The sequence below is a fragment of the Brevibacterium aurantiacum genome (genome assembly GCF_007558825.1).
Taxonomy (GTDB): domain Bacteria; phylum Actinomycetota; class Actinomycetes; order Actinomycetales; family Brevibacteriaceae; genus Brevibacterium; species Brevibacterium aurantiacum_A.
In genome coordinates this window covers 392582-410829 of sequence record NZ_VLTK01000001.1, presented here as the reverse complement: position 1 = coordinate 410829, position 18248 = coordinate 392582, and the positions used below count along the sequence as shown (strand labels likewise).

The following is an 18248-nucleotide window of genomic DNA, read 5'->3' as shown; positions in this document are numbered from 1 at the left end:
CCGTCGTCCCCGTCGTCGCGTCGTCTCCGTCGTCCGGGGTGGCGAACTGGTCAATCGTCGTCGAAATACCGTAGGTATCGCTGTGGTTCCTGGAGGAAGCGTCTCCAGTGGTCGACCATGTCGAGCCGATCCCATGTGGAATCGCGCAGCCCCCATTCCCCGACTTCGACGAGTTTGGCGCCCTCTGCACGGGCGAGGACGGGGGAGTGGGTGGCCATGATGGTCTGCAGCCCCGCGCGATCTCGCGCTCGGATGAGCTGCAGCAGGGTGAGTGAGGCGGTGAAGGACAGGGCGCTTTCCGGTTCGTCGAGGACCCACAGCCCCAAGTCCATGAACTTCCCCGTCAGCATCTCGATGAACATCTCACCGTGTGACTGCTGCGAGTAGTGCTGGCCGCGGCCAGCACCGATCTCCATCAGGTAGGCCATGTTCTCGTGCATAGTTTCGGCACGGAGGAAGAACGCGCCGCGCTTGGAAGCCGCACCGCGCACAATCTGCACGTGCTCGCTCAACTCCGGGACCTCCTCGGCGTGGTCTCGAACCTCCCATCCCGTGCCGCCTCCGTGCGGAAGATCGAGGGCGGTGGCCAGTGCTTCGATGAGTGTCGATTTGCCCGAGCCGTTCTCGCCGACGAAGACGGTTGTGCGCTCGAACTCGAAGCCGTCGAGAAAGTCACGGGCAGCAGGCAGGTCACGCAGCCAGGGGCTGAGTGTGGGTGGGGAGTGCACATGTTTGGTGACGGATCGCAGCGGCAAGTCGACACGAGGGTCCATGGGAGTGACCGTACACAACGGCATGGACATAGCACGGAGACGGCAGGGTGACCGGTGCCAGGTTGACCTACGCCAGGGTGCGTGGAGGAGCCGTCGCCTGCCGGCATTGCGTCAGCTGTCTGAAGCAGCCTCCACGAGTGCGATCAGTGCTGTGACGTAAGGTTCAGGGTCGAGGTCGCCGCGGACTGCGAGCTGTTGGGTGTAGCCGTGGCAGAGGGCCACAAATGCTGCGGCGGTCTGATCCGCCGTGGCCTGGTCCCGGATCGGCAGTGCGATTGCGATGGCAGTGCGAAGCTCGTGAAGCTGACTTTGCACGGTTGCGGCGAGGGAGGGGGAGACGACCGCCTCCGCATAGATCTGTGCGACTAGCCGTGCATGATCCTGATCTCGAGCCAGGGTGCGGATGTCGTTCAGGAAGTCGCGTATCGAATCGGCAGACAACTCTGTGGGCAGAGTCTGGCTCGACTCATCGCAGATCGCCGAGATGATCTCATTCTTGCTCTTGAAGTACCTGTAGATCGCTCCGTTGGACAGCCCTGAGGCGTCGACGAGGTCGGTCATGGATGTTCGAGCGAATCCATGGTTGGCAAAACGTATTCGGGCAGCATTGAGGATCTGCTGGCGGCGTGCGTCGAGGTGGGCTTGACTGACCTTGGGCATAAAAGAGTGACCGTTCGTTTTATATGATAACGTTCCCGACTGTACCCGATCATGACTCACGTGAGGAATTCTGGATGCGATATAAGGTCTTCGGCCGCAGAACTGGACTGCGAGTTTCGGAATACGTGTTGGGCACAGCCAACTTCGGTTCATCTGTGTCTTCTGCAGGGCTCGCGGGCTCGAAAGAGATCTTCGACGCGTTCACGGCAGCCGGCGGTACAACCTTCGACGTGTCGAACATCTATCAGAAGGGCGAAGCCGAAGCTGTTCTCGGCGGCCTTCTGGGACAGGACCGCGAGGAGTACGTGATCATCGCAAAGTACGGTGGAACCAGAGGGGAGCAGGTTCACCCCGGGGCCGCTGGCAATTCTCGGAAGACGATGGTTCGCTCACTCGAACGGACCCTCAAATCGCTGAACACCGACTATGTCGACGTGTTCATGCCCCATTTTCCCGACGGGCTCACTCCGACGGTCGAAATCCTGGACGCGCTCGAAGGATTGGTTCAGGCCGGCAAGGTTCGCTACGCGGGCTTGTCGAACTTTCCGGCCTGGCGAATTGCCGGAGCAGCGACGCGGTCCGAGCTCAACGGCAGGGTGCCGCTGGCGGGCTTTCAGTCCGAGTTCAGTCTGGTCGAGCGCTCCGCCGAGCGTGAATTGATCCCGATGGCCGAGGCGCATGGTCTCGGCATGCTCGCCTATTCTCCCCTGGCCGGTGGTCTGCTCACCGGGAAGTACCGGTTGGGAGAGTCGGGGCGACTGAGCGGGCAACGGGAGGCCGCCGAAAACGGAAGCGCGGGCCGTGACCGGAGCGAGTCGATACTGGACGCTCTGCTGGCCGTAGCGAATGAGGCGGAAACGGGTCCGGTCCAGACGGCAATTGCCTGGCTGCGGCATCGAGCGCAGCGTGCTCGGACCGCTCTGATCCCCATCGTGGGGCCACGCACGCCAGCTCATCTCGAGGGTTATCTTGCCGCGCTGGACGTCAACCTCGGCTCAGAACACTACGAGATGCTGGACAGGGCAAGTGGGATCCGACTGGGCGCACCCCACGAGGCCGTTGCCGCGGCATTGGAGCACGGGTCTGATGGAGATCGGGATCAGCTCGACGTCCCGATCGTACCGGTGACATGACTACCCGGTCGTACCGGTCACATGTCTAGGGGGCTGTCCGCGAAATCTCATTTTCCCTCGGCAGTCGCCGCCGAAGTCACCAATTGTCTGCTCAGGAGAAAACAATGATTTCAGCTCGAATTTCCTCTATCAATCTCGACTGCGCAGAGCCGGCCGTCCTCGCTCGCTTCTGGGCCGAGATGCTCGCGGGAGAAGTCGCTTTGGAAACCCCGGACTTCTGCGCCGTCAAGACGGAACAGGTCTTCATCGGTGCCGTGCGAGTCGATGGGTACACTCCTCCGACCTGGCCATCGAATGAAAGACCGCAGCAGATCCATCTCGACCTGGCAGTCGATGATCTGGACGTTGGTGAGCAGGAGGCCGTTCGGCTTGGAGCGACAAGGATAGCTGAGCAGCCCAGTCCGGAGCGCTCGCGTGTTCTGCGCGATCCGGCCGGCCGCCCCTTCTGCATCCGAGTCTGATGACCTCCACTCTGCCTGGGTCAGTGCGCCGTCATCCGAAGGCCAGCCGGAGCGCCAGGATCACCAGCACCACCGCGATGAGGATGTCGAGGACCTGCCACACCCGCGGCTTGGCAAGATAACGCGAGAGACCTCGGGCGCCGAAGCCGATGCCGAGGAACCAGGTGAGAGATCCGAACATCGCCCCGAGCGTGAACGGCAATGTTCCGTCCGGACCCTGCTGATTCGCCAGGTTGCCGAGCATGACGACGGTGTCGAGGTAGACCCCGGGATTGAGGAACGTCAGAGCCAGGGTCGTCGCGATGATGGACTTCAGGCTGCGCTGATGTGTATCCGCCTCGAGCCCCGATGCCTCGCGCGCAGATTTCAGGCTTCCCCACGCATACCAGAGCAGATATGCCACTCCCAGCCACCGCAGGATCTCCAGAGCCCAGGGTGCCAACAGTACGATCGCACCGATGCCCACCGTGCCCGCCGCGATGAGTGCGATGTCGGCGAGAATGCAGATCGTGAGCACCACGCCAAGGTATTCACGCCGAATCCCCTGGCGCAGGACGAGCGCGTTCTGCGGGCCGACGGCGATGATGAGCGACCAACCGGCAAGGGTTCCGCTGATGAGATGAGTGAGCACGGAGACAGACTATGACGCGCGAAGAGATAAGAAAAACAACATAATCTTCATCTGATGCACAATTGCTTCATGAACATCGATCACGTCAAGGCTCTAGCTGCCGTCGTCGACGAGGGGACTGTGGAAGGGGGAGCATTCGTCTTGGGCGTCACGCCGTCGGCGACGAGCCAGCGCATCCGCACGCTCGAATCCCGCATCGGGCAGGTGCTCATCCGCCGCACGAATCCCATCACCGTCACCGAGGCGGGGGAGGCGGTCCTGAAATATGCGCGGGAGATCGAGCTTCTCGAGTCCGAAACCATGGACCGCCTGCACGGCATCGACGTCGACGCTCCCGACGGCATCGGCATGGCCGCTGGTGAATCGCCTGGCCAGAGAAGACGAGTTCCGACGGTGCTGCGCATCGGTGTCAACGCCGATTCGCTGTCGACATGGTTTCGTCCCATCTTCGCCGAGGTGGCGAACTGGGACGATATCGCCATCCGCATCGAGGTCGCGGACCAGGACAAGGCCCTGCCGCTGCTGACCTCGGGGGAGGTGCTGGGCACCATCACCTCGGCGGAAGTCGGCGGTTACGGCACCCAGGTGCAGAAGCTCGGCACGATGCGCTATGTCGCCGTCGCAGCGAGGGACCTGCTCGCGAAGTACGGTATGAGCGGTGGTCGCGGATCAATCGCCGAGGTGGACCTCGGGTCCCTGCCGATGGTGAACTTCGGCAAGGACGATGACCTCCAGTTCGCCTATCTCAGGCGCGCCGGAGTTTCGACGATTCCGCCCATGTCGGTGGTGCCCAGCTCGTGGGAGTTCGCGGCCGCAGTCGAGGCGGGAGTCGGGTGGGGGCTGATCCCCATCATGCAGCTGGGCGATCTCAGCACAGACCTCGTCCCGCTCTCATCTGAACCGAACATCGATGTCCCGCTCTACTGGCACCACTGGAATCTCGCCTCGGAGAAGCTCGGCCGACTCACCGAGGCCCTTCACCGTGCCGCGGCTGGGATGCGGTGAATGTCACCGGAGCTGACGCACGGAATCTGGGATCTCGCGTCCTCGCGCCCATTCGGCGGTCTGGGGCTCGGCATAGCTCGTGGTGAACGGAATGACGCCACCCCATGCCTTGGTGTTCTCATCAGGGACTCCGACGTCGCCGGTTCTTTCCTTGTAGACCCACTGACCGTCCGTGATCCGCAGAACCGAGACGTTCGTGGCTGCGATCTCCTTCCGGGTCATGGCTCGGACCTCGGCATTGCGCCCGGGGACCAGTCGGTCCGTGAAGCTCAGGAGCAGGGCCTCGCGGTCGGCGGGTGCAGCTGATTCGAGGTGCCCGTAGACGACGGCCGAGCGATAGTTGACCGAGGAGTCGAACGTCGAATGGGCAAGGACGAGACCGTCCATCGACGTCACACACAATGACAGCGGCAGCGAGGCAGGAGGCGGAGTCGATCCCTCGCCTTCGGGGGAGCCTGATGAGATGGTCGCAGCGGTGTCGGCATGGGTCGTCGTGCTGTTTGTCCCCAGAGCTCCGGCCCCCGTGGATCCGTGAACGAGGATTCGGTCGCCGACGCGCACGAAGAGCGTCGGAATGGTGATGACCGCCGGGCCGGTAGCGGCGTCTCGGCTGATGCTGAGGACACCCCACCACTGTTCGTCGAGGAGCCCCTCGAGCTTCTCGAGGTCGGTGGACTGACGTTCTGGTTTCCTGGTGATATGAAGCATGTCTTCATCGAACCATCTATCCGGACTGTCAAGGACAGCCAGAATTCACGAAACTTGAAAGCCAGTTTGAATGGTCTCCGATAGAATTCCCTCATGCCAAGGGCACCCCGCGAGGTCCATCTGCCGATCGTCCTCGACCAGCCGCGATCGGCCGCGCTGGTCGACGCGGTCATCGAGTTGATTTCCGAAAGGCAGCTGGGTGATGCGGACTGGCTGCCATCCTCGCGGGCGCTGGCGCACCAATTGTCGTGCTCGCGGACCCTGGTCGAAACCGCCTATGCCGAACTCATCGCCGCAGGCTATCTGGAGACGTTTCCAGGATCGGGGACCAGAGTGGCCGAGGGTGCTGCGAACGGCGCTGCTGCGGGAGTCGAAGCGGGCTCGGCAAGCGCGGCTGGGGGTCCCCGTCATCTCAGTGGCAAGGCTATGGCCGAGAAGGGGCCCACTTCGCATGAAGACTTGTCTTGGAGGTCGGGCAGATCGATGCGGTCTGCAAGCCGAAATCTGCGTCCCGGGCGTCCCGATACTGCTCTGGTGGACATGAGGGCGTGGGCCGCCTCGGTCAAGCGTGCGGCGGTGGAGACGGCGTTTCGCGAGAGTCCTCGCGATGTCGGAAACCCGACTTTCGCCTCGGCGATGGCAGAACACCTGCGCCGTCACCGGGGCATCAGTGCCGAATCCATCGTCACTGCGCCGGGATCTGCACATGTCTTCGCTGCGATCGCGGAGCTCGCGCACGCTCGAGGGCTGCGACGCTGCTATATGGAGGCGCCGTGCTACGGGGCCGCCTACGAGGAGATGGTGCGTGCCGGGTTCGACGTCCTGCCCGTGGGTGTCGACGAGGACGGACTGCAAGTCGGCGAACTCCCCTCGAAGGCCGGTCTTGTCTACGTCACTCCGGCTCATCAGTACCCGCTCGGGTATCGGATGTCAGTGCCGCGTCGAGCCGAACTGATCGCGTGGGCGGGCCGTACAGGTTCGATCATCATCGAGGACGACTACGACGGCGAGTTCCGATTCGGCGTTCCGCCGTTGCCGGCGCTGCGGTCAATGAGGGGAGCGGGTGACTGCGTCGTCTATGTCGGTACGAGTTCGAAGGTGCTGAGCCCCAGTCTGGCACTCGCCTGGGCAGTCCCACCTGCAGAAATGTTCGACGAGCTCGCAGATTTCATGTGGGATCGACGCCTGGTCGCAAACCCCGTGATCGCAACCGCATTGGCCGGCTTCATCACCCGTGGAGACCTTGCCAGGCATCTGTCACGAGCGAGTCGGGTCTACCGTGATCGACGCCGCTCCCTCGTGCAGGCGATGGAATCCTCCGGCCTGGAGGTGCCGGTGCTCGGTGTGGCAGCCGGCCTGCATGTGAGCCTGGAGGTCGCCGATGACGCCGAGGTGGCGCTGAACCTACGTGGTCTCGGATGGGAAGTCTCGACCTTGTCGTCGTTTCCGTGTCAGCCGAAGTCCATTGCCTCGGGGTTGGTCGTCGGTTTCGCCTGCCTCGAGCCCATGCGTGCGCGCGAGTTCGCCCACGATCTCAGCGAGGTGCTCGGCTGAGCCTCAGTCCTGTGGTGTGAGCACCTTCGCGATGAGCCACTTGAGCTGGTTGTGGGCGGCATCGACGGTGACGCGTTCGGGGGTGATGATCGAATGCAGGGCCAAGCCATCGAGCATGGTGAACATGGCTGTCGACAATGGAGCCACCTCGGCGGGGTCGATATGACCTTCGGCGGCCAGGATCCCAAGCCAGCGCTGCAGGCAGACGTATGTGAAATCGTGGCCGTACTCTAAGAGCCTGCGGGAGACCGCGCGTTGATCGGGTCCGAGGGCGCTGAGGTGCATCGTGAACCATAGTTCGAGCTGCATGTCGCGGTGTTCGTGTGTGGGGAGGAATTGCGCGCAGCACTCGTAGAGGCGCTCGGCCGGATCCAGGGTGGGGTCGGCAATCGAGAAGTCCTGGACCGCGGTGTCCATGGAGCTGCGAGCGATGGCTTCGTGCAGATCGGTCTGAGTGGGGAAGTAGTGGCGCAGCGTCGAGGCACCGATCCCGGCCTCCTTGGCGACGGCGCGCACGCTGAGGGTGGCCTGTCCGGGCGGGGACGCTTCGGCCAGTCGGATCGCCGCAGAGATGATGTCATCGCGTCGGGACATGTCCGCTCCTCTCGGCCTCGCGCATCATAGCTGTCTTCTGTATAGTACAACGTACTAGCACGCTGTGCCAGAAGGTTGGGTCGTTGAGTCGAGATCGACTATGACCCTGGCATGCAGCGCATCGACAGAGACTCCGAACCAATGAGAATGGAGCCCAAAATGATCGAAAGCATCCAGGAATTCGCCGGATCGATCCCCGACTGGCTGCAATGGGCAGGCATCATCCTCGTCTCCGCGATTCCCTTCGTCGAGTCCTACTTCGGTGCCGTCATCGGTGTCGCTATCGGCCTGAATCCGGTCGTCGCGATCATGATGGCCATCATCGGAAACGTGGTCTCGATGCTCGCGGTCGTCTACGGTGCCGGAGCTATCCGGGACAAAGCGACGAAGAACAATGGCAAAGACGCTGAATCCTCCCCGAAGCGGCAGCGGCTCAAGCGCATGTTCGACAAGTTCGGCGTCCCCGGCGTCTCCCTGCTCGGCCAGACCCTGCTGCCTTCGCAGATCACCTCGATGGCCATGGTCGGATTCGGTGCCGACCGCAACGCTGTGGCCTTCTGGCAGATCATCTCGATCATCCTGTGGGGTGTGCTGTTCGGCGTGCTCGCCACCTTGGGCATCGAACTCGCTCTGAGGTGATGGATCAGGGCTGGGCGGCTGCGTCAGCGGCGACATCTAGACTGTGCCCATGACCGAATCCACCCCGAGGGCAACGACCATCGACGCCGACGAATTCGCCGTTCAGGCTCAGCGCATCCTGGCCGAGCTCACTGCGAATCCCGAAGCGCAGTTCCGGGACGGCCAGCTCGAATCGATCCGCGATCTGGTCGTGGAGAAGAAGAGGGTCCTCGTGGTCCAGCGAACCGGGTGGGGCAAGTCGGCCGTGTACTTCGTGGCGACCAGAATGCTTCGTGCGGCTGGCACTGGTCCCAGCCTCATCATCTCCCCGCTGTTGGCCCTGATGCGCGACCAGATCGCCGCCGCGCAGCGCGCCGGGGTTCGCGCAGCCAGCCTCAATTCCTCCAACGTCACCGAGTGGGACACTGTCCTCGACGATCTCAGGGCCGGCAGCCTCGACGTTCTGCTCGTCTCGCCAGAGCGGCTGAATAACCCGCAGTTCCGAGACGAGGTCCTGCCCCAACTCCTGGCCTTTCTTGGTCTCATCGTCGTCGACGAGGCGCACTGCATCTCCGACTGGGGCCATGATTTCCGTCCCGACTACAGGCGGATCGGACACATCCTGGCCGAACTGCCGGGCAACACCCCTGTCCTCGCCACAACAGCCACCGCCAACTCCCGCGTCGTCACCGATGTCGCCGAACAGCTCGGCCACGACACCACTGTCGTGCGCGGCGAGCTCGCCCGTGACTCCCTCCGGCTCGGGGTCCAACCCGGACTCGATGCAAGCGCGCGCATCGCATGGCTGTGTTCCCACCTCGGTGATTTCACCGGTTCGGGAATCATCTATACACTCACGGTCAGCGCGGCCGAAGACATCACCAGAATTCTGCGGGACCGGGGTTACGAGGTCCATGCCTACACCGGCCGCACCGATGCTGAGGAGCGGGCAGAGCTTGAGCACCAGCTCAAAGACAACCAGATCAAGGCGCTCGTGGCCACCTCTGCGCTGGGAATGGGGTTCGACAAACCGGACCTCGGCTTCGTCATCCACGTTGGTGCGCCATCATCTGCCGTCGCCTATTACCAGCAGGTTGGTCGTGCCGGTCGTGCCACGGATTCCGCGGATGTCCTGCTCCTGCCCGGTGCTGAGGACCAGGAGATCTGGAACTACTTCGCCACCGCCTCGATGCCCAATCAGTCCGACGCGAATGCCGTGCTTCAGTCCCTCGCCGAGGCGGACGGCCCCCTGTCCGTGGCTCGCTTGGAGACGCTGGTCGGGACCAAACGCACCCGGCTGCAGCTGCTGCTGAAGACCCTCGAAGTCGAAGACGCCGTGACCAAGATCAAGGGCGGTTACATCTCGACTGGCCGAGGTTGGACCTACGACCGGGAACGATATGAGAAGGTCGCGGCCGTGCGCGCTGCTGAGGCGCAGGCGATGCTCGACTACGAGTCCACTGGCGAATGCCGAATGGAATTCCTCATTCGCCAACTTGATGACCCCGAGCCCACACCCTGCGGACGCTGCGACAACTGTGCCGGAATGTGGTGGTCGGCCGAGATCTCGGACGAGAACAGGCAGGCAACGGCAGGAACTCTGCATCGCGTCGGCCTGCCCATCGACCCGCGCAGCACCTGGCCCAGCGGCATGGCCAACATCGGAGTCCCGCTCAAAGGCCGAATCCCGGCGGGAGAGTTGGCGGCCGAGGGCCGAGCCATCGCACGGCTCAGCGATCTGGGTCAGGGGCAGACTCTGCGATCATTCCTCGCACCGGACGCTCCCGATGCCGAAGTGCCCGCACAGATCGGGAAATGGTGCCTTGAGGTCCTGGCCCAATGGGACTGGGCAATCCGCCCTGAAGTCGTCGTCTCGGTGCCAAGCGCGCGCAGGCCCGCGACAGTGAGATCCTTGGCGGCGAATCTGGCCTCCGCAGGACGACTCATCGATGGGGGAGAGCTGTTGCAGGTTCATGACCACGGCAGCCCCGAGGTCAACAGTGCCTTCCGGGTGAAGGATCTCTACGATGCGTTCGTCGTCCCGCCCGAGGTCGAAGAGGCAGTGGCCGGAAAGGCGGTGCTTCTCGTCGACGACGAGGTTGTCTCACGGTGGACGATGGCGATCGGGGCACGTCTGCTCAGGCAGGCGGGGGCAACTGCGGTACTGCCGTTCGCACTCGCTCTGCGGGGCTGACGCCCGCTGACGGAATCGACCTCAGGCGTGAGTACTCACGGATTCTGCTGGAGCTGGAACGTCGCCCCTTCCGGATCGGTGACGGTGGCGATGCGGCCATACGGTGAATCTTCGGGACCGGCGAGCACCTTGCCGCCGAGTTCGGCCACCCTGGTTGCGGTGGCATCGGTGTCCTCGACGTTGATGTAGTCACGCCAGAAGGACACCTGGGTCCATTCGCTGGCGTCGCAGATGCCGGCCACAGCGTTCTCATCGGCGCCATGTGTCGAATACGGGAACCCCTCCATCGCCACGATATCGAAGGAGAAGACGGTGCGATAGAACTCCTGCGCGAGAGGATAGTTGCGCGTCATGAGCTCGAACCACACCGGAGTCCCGGGGGTGAGCGGGGTGTCGAACCCGGTGAACTCGCCGGGCTGCCACATGCCCACACCGGCACCGGTGGGATCGGTGATGACAGCCATCTGTCCCAGGGGTCCGACCGACATCGGTTCGGCGATGGGGGCCGCACCCGCGGCGAGTGCTGCCGCATAGGTGTTCGCGATGTCGTCGGTGTGAAGGTAGGTCGTCCACATCGCCGGGATCATCGGGTTCGGAGTGCCGTCCATGTTCATGGCACGCATAGCGCCGCCGACAACTGCTCCGTCCTTTGTGATCATGTTGTAGTGGCCGAAATCAGGTCCCTGATCCTCGAACTTCCACCCGAATATCTCGGAGTAGAACTTCGTCGTGGACTCGAAGTCGTGGCAGGTGTAATCGATCCAGACAGGCTGTCCTTCACGGAGATTCTCAGGCATTGCGGCTCCTCATCATTGCGGTTGGCGTTCTGCTCAGTGGCTGTGGTCGATGGCCGCGGAATCAGCGGTTGTCGTCAGTGCCAGTTCCTGGTGAACTTGGCGAAGTAGTCATACATCGTGGCTTGCAGCAGAGGCCCGAAGGTCACACGCTTCACCCCGAGGTCCTGCAGCTGAGAGAGGTCGAGCTCGTCTGGCACGGCACCCTTGACCGGGTGGGCGGTGACGTTCAGCGGCAGTCTCACCTGCGACAGTACGGTTTTGAGAGTCTCGGTGTTCGGCAGCCTGACGGGATAGACGGAATCCGCACCGGCCTCGGCGCACAGGTTGAGGCGTCGGATCGCCTCGGCGGTGGGATCCTCGAAATCATCGGGATTCTTGAACACATCGGTGCGGGCATTGATGACCACGTGCACCCGTTGCGCGTCAGCGGCGCGACGCAGGTCGCCGATGTACTCGGCGTGCTCCTCGGCGCTGCGCAGTCGTCCTTCGCTGTGGACGGTGTCCTCGATGTTGACGCCCACAGCGCCGGCCTCGAGGAGCCCGGCGATGAGATCCGGCGCCGCAGTGTCGTAGCCGGATTCCAGATCGGCGCTGACCGGCACATCCACAGAGCCGCACACGCGGGCGATCCCCGCCAGCGCCTGGCTGAGGCTCATGGTCTCGCTGTCCGCGGAGCCCACGGAGTCGGCGAGAGGATGGGAGCCGATGCTCAGCGCCTCGAATCCGGCATTGACCATGGCCTGGGCTGACCAGGCATCCCACACTGTCGGCAGGACGATCGGACGATCCTGATGATGGGCTTCGAGCAGAGCGGATGCACGTTCGGCAAGAACAGAGAAATCGGTCATGTCCATTACTGTTCCACCGATTGCTGGCTACGATCCAGTAATCTGGCGAGTTCACCCGAAGGTTTCAGACTTGTTCACACAGTGATCGGGGCTCTGATATTATTTAGTGAACAATGTACACAAAATAAGACTCCGGCACGCGGACCGATTGAGGAGGGCCATGAAGGTGCTCATTCTGGCCCCGGGTTCCTGGGGCGACGTTTCACCGGCGATCAGAATCGCCGTGGACCTCATTGCCGACGGGCACAGTGTCACCATGGTCGTCCATGACGACTATGCGGCGGCTGTGGAGCGGTCCGGGTGCGCCGCAGCACGATACACAGCTGCCCTCACGCCTCCTCCGTCCGTGGATGGAGACGCTGGCCCGGGTGTACGGGGATACCTCGATCACCTGCGCGGCTACATGATGGACCACGCTGAAGCCGCCCTCATGGCAGTACGCGCAGGCGCCGTCGACGTAGTGCTCACCAACCCCATTTCGCCCTACGGCCACGACATCGCTGAAGCGCTCGGCATCCCATCTGCCGAAGCACTGCTCCAGCCCTCGAGGCCGAGTCGGGCCTATCCGCCGATGATCGCTTCGGCGATCGACTTCGGACCCCTTCTCAACCGTCCGATCGGACGCGTGGTGCAGAGAGTACCCGCGCCCTACGTCCCTGCAGTGGCATGGGTCCGGGGACAGCTGGGCTTGCCCGCGAAGAAGTTCACCACAACCCTGAACGAACGAGCACGAGCCGCGGTGCCCGTCCACCATGGCATCAGCCCCGTCATCTTTCCGCGCCCGGGCGATTGGCCTCAGCACATGAGCCTCGACGGCTTCTGGTGGCCGGTCGACGATGAAGAGTGGACCGCACCGACCGAACTCGCAGACTTTCTCGCCGGCGGGCCCCCGCCCGTGCTCGTGACCATGGGCAGCGTTCCAGAGGGCGGCCGAACCGCGGATGCGCTGTCCGAGTTCGTGTCCTCGACCCGCCATCGTGTCATCGTCCAAGGTGCGGCCGGTCCCAACCTCGCCGAGGCGGCGCCCGGCCGGGTTGTCACCGCGGGCCAGGTGCCCCACTCCTGGCTGCTGCCGCAGGTTGCGACCGCGATCCACCAGGCCGGTGCGGGAATCACCGCGGCCTGCCTGCGTGCCGGAATTCCGAGCGTCCCATTCCCTCAGCACACGGATCAGTTCTTCTGGGCGCGGACCGCCGCACGGCTCGGAGTCGCAGCACCGGCATTGAGCAATCGCAGAGTGACTCCCAGCGGACTGCACTCCAACGTGGAGTCGGTGACCGGGTCGGGAGAGATACTCCGAGCCGCGACCACGATAGCGAAGTCGCTGGAACGATCCGAGCACGAACAGGGCGAGAGCACCCTGTCACTGCGAGGCTGGATCGCCGAGCGTTCCACACCAAGGGCAGGAGGGTGACAGTGACTGAGGGGAAGGTGGGCAGGCCCGCTCGCATGGACCGGGTGGGCATCGCACGAGCGGCCATCGCCTTGGCTGACCGGACGAGCCTGCCGCAGGTCACGATGCGGGCTCTGGCTGCAGAGATCGGGAGTGCGCCAGCCGCCCTCTATCGGCACGTCGAGGACAGGAACGGACTCGTCGCTCTCATGATCGACGAGGTGCTGGCTGAACGGACCGCAGCTGAGGCAATGGGTTCCTGGCGGGCCGATCTGTCCGCATTCGCCGCCGGAATATTCGCTCTCCACCGCGCGCATCCCTGGCTGTCGACGGGGGTGCTGCCGGAGACGATGGGACCCGGCATCGCCGAGGTGATGGACGAGGCCTTCGGTCTGCTGGCCGCACATCCGGCCCCGGCAGGACGGAAATACTCCGCCATCGCGGTGCTGCTCGAACTCGTCGCCAGACATGCCCGAACGGCGGCACGGCTCGAGGAGTCGGCAGCCGTCATCGTCGAAGATGCTGGCCGGTCAGGTCCGGTCTGCGAGGCGGGCCACGGTGCGGACGAAGACTATGCGACTGCGGTGATCATTGCGGCAGTGGCCGGGATTCTCGACTCCGAGGACCTCTGAGCTCTCACTCACAGCCTCGGCGTCCGCGGCGGCTCCTCACGTCGATCACCGGTGGCTTCGAACGCCGCAGCGAGTTCGATGAGCTTCGAGTCATCCCAGCCGCGGCCTGAGATCGTCAACCCGATGGGAATCCCGGTGTCGGCCATTGTGCCCATGGGCACCGTCACCGAGGGGATGCCCAGATGCCGTGGCACCAGGTTGCCGTTGGCGACCCAGGTGCCGTTGCGCCACCCGAGGTCCGCTGAGGCCTCGTCTACATCCATATCGGCCGGTCCCACATCGGCCATCGCCGGGTAGACGACCGCGTCGAGGCCGTTGGCGTCCATCCACTCTTCGAGGTCGATCCGACGAGTCACCTCGAGGCCTCGGATGCCGTCTTCGAGATCGGGGATCTCCGTCACCGAGGTGTAGGGGCGATCCTTGGACAGCTGCGGGTATTCGGCGATGTCATCGTCGAACCCGGTGTAGCGATCCGGCAGAGCGCCGTCCGGGTGGGGGAAGATCCTCGTCCCGTCCACCTCGGCGAGGGAGGACAGGTTCGGATCATCGTTGGCGGCCAGGAAATCGTCCCAGGCCCACGCGGAGAGGTCGTTGATCTCCCGATCGAGGTAGTCGGTGCTGACGATGCCGCGCGTCCTGATAGTCGGAGCACCGGGTCGATCGCCCTCGTAGTTGCTGACGACTGGGAAATCGGTCTCGACGACCTCGGCACCGGCGGCCTCAAGATCACGGCGGGCATCCTCCCACGCGGCGATCACCGAGGCCCGGGTTTCGACCTGCTGTCCCGTGGGCCCGCCGATGCCGCCATCGGGGTTCGTTCCGGCCTCGGGGTCGGCATTGATGTACATCTTCGGGATGCCGAAGCGTCTGCCGGCCAGAGTCGAACGAGCCGCTTCATCATCGGCTGGAAGCAGCGCGGCATAGGAATCGGGCCGGATGGCAGAAGCGGCGGGAATCTCGACCCAGGGTTGGACTCGCCAGAAGTCGCCACGAGTCTCGGTGTCGTCGGCGACGATGATGTCGAGGACCTCGCACAGGTCGGCCATCGACCGAGTATGGGGGACGACGACGTCCATCGTGGGCACCAGAGACCAATTGCCGCGCACGGAGATGACTCCGCGGGAGGGGGTGTAGGCGATGAGTGCGTTGTGTGAGGCAGGGGCTCGTCCCGAGGACCAGGTCTCCTCGCCGAGACCGAAGGCGGCGAAGCTCGCGGTTGTCGCGGTACCGGAGCCGTTCGACGAGCCGGAGGCGAAGGCGCTGGTCAGCCACTGCGCGCTATAGGGGCTTTCGGCCCGGCCGTAGAGACCACGCTGCATGCCGCCGTTGGCCATCGGGGGCATATTGGTCAGCCCCAAGCAGATGGCACCGGCGCCGCGGAGGCGTTCGACGGTGAAGGCATCCTTCTGCGCGATGAGTTCGGCGAAAGCGGGGGAACCGGCGGCCACGCTCAGCCCGGTCACCATGTAGCTGTCCTTCGCGGTATACGGGATCCCGTCGAGGGGCCCTCGCGTCTGGCCGTGGGCACGTCGTTCGTCGGCGGCGGCCGCCTCGGCGAGAGCATCCGGGTTGGCAACGATCACAGAGTTCAACTTCGTGCCGGTGTCCGGCCCGTCGAAGGCGGCGATGCGAGCGCGGTAGGACTCGACGAGCCCCACCGAGGTGGCGGTCCCGTCCTCGAGCGCCTGTCGCAGTGAGGCGATGGATGCTTCGACAACATCGAACTTCGTCATTCTCGATTCCTCCGTGCAATTCCGGTGCGAACGGGCGCCTTCGCCGGGTCGACGATGCCCCGCTGGATGCAGCCCGCCATGAACTGGTGATGTCTCACAGTATTGCTCACCTGGACCGGAAATGTTGTGCGAATCCCGTTGTCGCTGATGTCTTCGCGCGTTGGATCACGATGTCCTCGCGCGTAGGATCGGGGCATGTCGATCAGGGCGATCATACTCAGCGGAGGCCGCTCGAACCGATTCGGCGGCGTCCACAAGCCCGCAGTCGAGTTGGGCGGTGTCACGGTGATCTCTCGAATCCTGGGCACCGTTCGCACCGTCGACCCCCTCGCCGAGGTGTGGGTGGCCGGGCCGACCGACGGGCTGTCACAGGCGGAGACGGAATCCGTGCATGCGATTCGTGAGGAACCGGTCTTCGCCGGTCCCTTGGCCGGGATCGCAGCGGCGTGTTCCGCAGTTCGGGCGAGTGAGAGCGCAACCGGCGCTGGTGAGTCCGCGGATGTGACCTTGGTGCTGGCAGGGGACATGCCGCTGATCACGGCGGGCCACCTCGGCGAGCTGATGGCTGCCTGCCGACGGGCTGGGCTTCCGGCCACGGGCACGGATGATCGCGGAAAGACACAGTTCCTGTGCGCCGCCTGGCCCACGGCCCTGCTGCTCGCGCGAGTGGAATCCATCCCGGACCCCGTCGATGGTGCGGTGAGGCTCCTGTTCGCCGGCCTCGAACCGACCCTCGTCGACGTGGAACCGAGCGTCGTGGCCGACTTCGACACGGCCGCCGATCTCGAGCGCATCCACGCCCGGTTCGACGGGGGCGTGCGACCCGATCAGCCCTGACGGGCCTTGAAGCGGGGGTTCTTCTTGTTGATGACGAAGACGCGGCCACGCCTGCGAACGACCTGCGCCCCCGGCTGATTCTTAAGCGAACGCAGAGAATTTCTGACCTTCATTGCTGAACTCCTTATTGAGAACGAGTATTATTAACGTTAATACTAGGTTCTTCGAGGGAAGGAAGCCAATGCCGAAGATTGAGGCCGACGTCGATGTGATCGCCGTGACGGGCATGTGCGTGGAGGAGCGGCGCAGCTACGCCAGGCGTCTGGCTGCGGTGCGCGGATTCGTCCTCGTTCCCGCGGAACAGACCGCCGAGGGTGTCGAAGTGGTGGACCGCACGGTCGACCTCCTCCGCAGAGCATCTCAGGTACATGGCATCGTGCTGGAGTATCCCTTCGAGACGCCAGTGATGGAGATCGTGGGATCACTCAATGCAGCCGGTGCGGACACGCGCCTCATCGACCTTGTCTGCGTACTCGATGTCGGGCACATGCTCGTCGATATAGGGTCCCCGGACTATGTCGGCTTACCGGCCATGGGCGGCGAGGGCGAGGGCGGTATCCTCGCTGCGAGGGCGGAGCTGCTCGTGAGTCAGATCGAGTTCTCTTCAACGATCGCGATCGTCAATTCAGGGGTGCTGGAGTCCGCGGAACTCGAGCAGGCTGCCGCGCTGCTCAGCCATCTGGCTCCGAGTGCTGACCAGTGCCTCATTGCCGATTCCGACCACGTCCATGGCGAGGGGCGTCGGCCATTTGCGAAGCGGGTGCCGGATGCGGGCTGGGTCTCGATCCTCAATGGAGAGTTCAGGCCGAAGTTCCATTCGCGTGGGGTCGTGGCGTGCCGATACGAGCAGCTGCGGCCGTTCCATCCCGGACGACTTCACCAGGCACTGACCTCGTGCCTCTTCCAGGGGCATTGCGGTCGGATTCTGCGTTCGGCCGGTTTCGCCCGTTTGGCTACCCGACCGCACATCACCGGCCAATGGGACCAGGTGGGAGGGTTCTTCACGCTCTCACCCCTGGCGCTCGATGACAGGCTCGGTGCCGATGGCGAGGTCCTGGCATTTGGTCAGGACGTGGCGTTTGTCGGTATCGGGATCGATGAACCCTTGCTGCGACGGGTCCTCGACAATGCTGCCCTCAGTGATGCGGAGTTGGCGGCCGGGCCGATAGTCTGGGCGGGCTTCCCAGACCGATTCCCGGACTGGAGCACGGCGACGATGTGATTCTACGGGGTCGCTATCTGCTCTGGGCAGATGCGGCACACTCAGCGCAGAGTCCGAAGATCTCGAACATGTGTCGGGTGACTTCGAATCCATGAACTCTGGCGGTGGTGCTCATCCAGTCCTCGCTGGGCGGTTCGATCTCGACGGCCTTGCCGCAGTTTTCGCACACCAGATGATGGTGGTGTTCGTCCTGACCGCAGGCGCGGAACAGCTGCTTCTCGGCAATGGTGATGGAATCGGCGTGACCGGATTCGCTCAGGGCGTTGAGCTGCCGATAGACGGTTGCCAGCCCGACTGTATGACCCTGATCTTCAAGCCTCCGGTGGAGCTGTTGGGCAGAAACGAAGCGCTTCTCGCTCTCGAGTGCGGAGCGGATCACGACCTTCTGGGCCGTGCTGCGGGTCTTCTTGGGTTCTTCCGCCGTCATGTCCTTGTGCCTCCGACTGTGCAGCGCA

At 63.8% G+C, this 18248-nt stretch carries 20 protein-coding genes; 10 read left to right on the top strand and 10 right to left on the bottom strand.

The genetic code is table 11. The features are described from left to right. Positions 1–50: 50 nt before the first annotated feature. Both FO013_RS01920 and FO013_RS01915 read right to left on the bottom strand, forming a co-directional pair. Entirely contained in the window at positions 51–773 is a 723-nt protein-coding gene (locus tag FO013_RS01920; RefSeq protein WP_143920869.1) for an AAA family ATPase, read from the bottom strand. Between the two features lie 111 nt (positions 774–884). After that, complete coding sequence (locus FO013_RS01915) at positions 885–1433, bottom strand: TetR/AcrR family transcriptional regulator (protein WP_143920868.1); 549 nt, start codon at positions 1431–1433, stop codon at positions 885–887. Positions 1434–1507: 74 nt separating this feature from the next. Between FO013_RS01915 and FO013_RS01910 the strand changes: the two genes are divergently transcribed. Then, a complete protein-coding gene (locus FO013_RS01910) occupies positions 1508–2566 on the top strand; it encodes an aldo/keto reductase (protein WP_143920867.1) in 1059 nt (352 codons plus the stop codon). 104 nt (positions 2567–2670) lie between these two features. Beyond that, positions 2671–3027 carry a VOC family protein gene (locus FO013_RS01905; protein ID WP_143920866.1) on the top strand — a complete coding sequence of 119 codons (357 nt, stop codon included), beginning with the start codon at positions 2671–2673 and terminating at the stop codon, positions 3025–3027. Between the two features lie 31 nt (positions 3028–3058). On the opposite strand, the gene FO013_RS01900 is transcribed toward FO013_RS01905, so the two are convergent. Further along, positions 3059–3658 (bottom strand): LysE/ArgO family amino acid transporter, encoded by a 600-nt coding sequence (locus FO013_RS01900; protein WP_143920865.1) that lies wholly within the window; start codon positions 3656–3658, stop codon positions 3059–3061. A gap of 69 nt (positions 3659–3727) precedes the next feature. Between FO013_RS01900 and FO013_RS01895 the strand changes: the two genes are divergently transcribed. Continuing rightward, positions 3728–4663 carry an ArgP/LysG family DNA-binding transcriptional regulator gene (locus FO013_RS01895; protein ID WP_260847915.1) on the top strand — a complete coding sequence of 312 codons (936 nt, stop codon included), beginning with the start codon at positions 3728–3730 and terminating at the stop codon, positions 4661–4663. A 3-nt stretch (positions 4664–4666) separates the two neighbouring features. Here the strand turns inward: FO013_RS01895 and FO013_RS01890 are convergent, their stop codons facing one another. After that, positions 4667–5371 carry a pyridoxamine 5'-phosphate oxidase family protein gene (locus FO013_RS01890; protein ID WP_143920863.1) on the bottom strand — a complete coding sequence of 235 codons (705 nt, stop codon included), beginning with the start codon at positions 5369–5371 and terminating at the stop codon, positions 4667–4669. Positions 5372–5464: 93 nt separating this feature from the next. On the opposite strand from FO013_RS01890, the gene FO013_RS01885 reads away from it, so the two are divergent. After that, the gene (locus tag FO013_RS01885) at positions 5465–6925 is read left to right on the top strand and encodes an aminotransferase-like domain-containing protein (protein WP_143920862.1); all 1461 of its coding nucleotides are present in this window, start codon (positions 5465–5467) and stop codon (positions 6923–6925) included. A 3-nt stretch (positions 6926–6928) separates the two neighbouring features. On the opposite strand, the gene FO013_RS01880 is transcribed toward FO013_RS01885, so the two are convergent. Beyond that, the gene (locus FO013_RS01880; RefSeq protein ID WP_143920861.1) at positions 6929–7519 is read right to left on the bottom strand and encodes a TetR/AcrR family transcriptional regulator; all 591 of its coding nucleotides are present in this window, start codon (positions 7517–7519) and stop codon (positions 6929–6931) included. Between the two features lie 159 nt (positions 7520–7678). Between FO013_RS01880 and FO013_RS01875 the strand changes: the two genes are divergently transcribed. Beyond that, a complete protein-coding gene (locus tag FO013_RS01875) occupies positions 7679–8158 on the top strand; it encodes a hypothetical protein (protein ID WP_143920860.1) in 480 nt (159 codons plus the stop codon). Positions 8159–8207: 49 nt separating this feature from the next. Beyond that, positions 8208–10331, top strand: coding sequence for a RecQ family ATP-dependent DNA helicase (locus FO013_RS01870; protein WP_143920859.1), 2124 nt, complete (start codon positions 8208–8210; stop codon positions 10329–10331). 35 nt (positions 10332–10366) lie between these two features. Here FO013_RS01870 and FO013_RS01865 read toward each other — a convergent pair whose 3' ends face one another. Further along, on the bottom strand, positions 10367–11128 hold the full coding sequence (locus tag FO013_RS01865) for a VOC family protein (protein ID WP_143920858.1): 762 nt from the start codon (positions 11126–11128) through the stop codon (positions 10367–10369). 74 nt (positions 11129–11202) lie between these two features. Beyond that, positions 11203–11976 (bottom strand): isocitrate lyase/PEP mutase family protein, encoded by a 774-nt coding sequence (locus FO013_RS01860; protein ID WP_143920857.1) that lies wholly within the window; start codon positions 11974–11976, stop codon positions 11203–11205. Positions 11977–12136: 160 nt separating this feature from the next. On the opposite strand from FO013_RS01860, the gene FO013_RS01855 reads away from it, so the two are divergent. Both FO013_RS01855 and FO013_RS01850 read left to right on the top strand, forming a co-directional pair. Then, positions 12137–13390: a glycosyltransferase gene (locus FO013_RS01855; RefSeq protein WP_143920856.1), complete on the top strand. Its 1254-nt coding sequence runs from the start codon at positions 12137–12139 to the stop codon at positions 13388–13390. Positions 13391–13392: 2 nt separating this feature from the next. Further along, a complete protein-coding gene (locus FO013_RS01850; protein ID WP_143920855.1) occupies positions 13393–14001 on the top strand; it encodes a TetR/AcrR family transcriptional regulator in 609 nt (202 codons plus the stop codon). A gap of 8 nt (positions 14002–14009) precedes the next feature. Here the strand turns inward: FO013_RS01850 and FO013_RS01845 are convergent, their stop codons facing one another. Next, the gene (locus tag FO013_RS01845) at positions 14010–15734 is read right to left on the bottom strand and encodes an amidase (RefSeq protein WP_143920854.1); all 1725 of its coding nucleotides are present in this window, start codon (positions 15732–15734) and stop codon (positions 14010–14012) included. A gap of 195 nt (positions 15735–15929) precedes the next feature. Between FO013_RS01845 and FO013_RS01840 the strand changes: the two genes are divergently transcribed. Beyond that, a complete protein-coding gene (locus FO013_RS01840) occupies positions 15930–16571 on the top strand; it encodes a molybdenum cofactor guanylyltransferase (protein WP_143920853.1) in 642 nt (213 codons plus the stop codon). Here the strand turns inward: FO013_RS01840 and ykgO are convergent. Further along, entirely contained in the window at positions 16562–16684 is a 123-nt protein-coding gene (gene ykgO, locus FO013_RS01835) for a type B 50S ribosomal protein L36 (RefSeq protein WP_009884304.1), read from the bottom strand. The genes FO013_RS01840 and ykgO overlap by 10 nt on opposite strands. A gap of 68 nt (positions 16685–16752) precedes the next feature. On the opposite strand from ykgO, the gene FO013_RS01830 reads away from it, so the two are divergent. Further along, complete coding sequence (locus FO013_RS01830) at positions 16753–17793, top strand: GTP-binding protein (protein ID WP_143920852.1); 1041 nt, start codon at positions 16753–16755, stop codon at positions 17791–17793. Between the two features lie 13 nt (positions 17794–17806). On the opposite strand, the gene FO013_RS01825 is transcribed toward FO013_RS01830, so the two are convergent. After that, positions 17807–18220: a Fur family transcriptional regulator gene (locus FO013_RS01825; RefSeq protein WP_186292955.1), complete on the bottom strand. Its 414-nt coding sequence runs from the start codon at positions 18218–18220 to the stop codon at positions 17807–17809. Between the last annotated feature and the right edge of the window lie 28 nt (positions 18221–18248).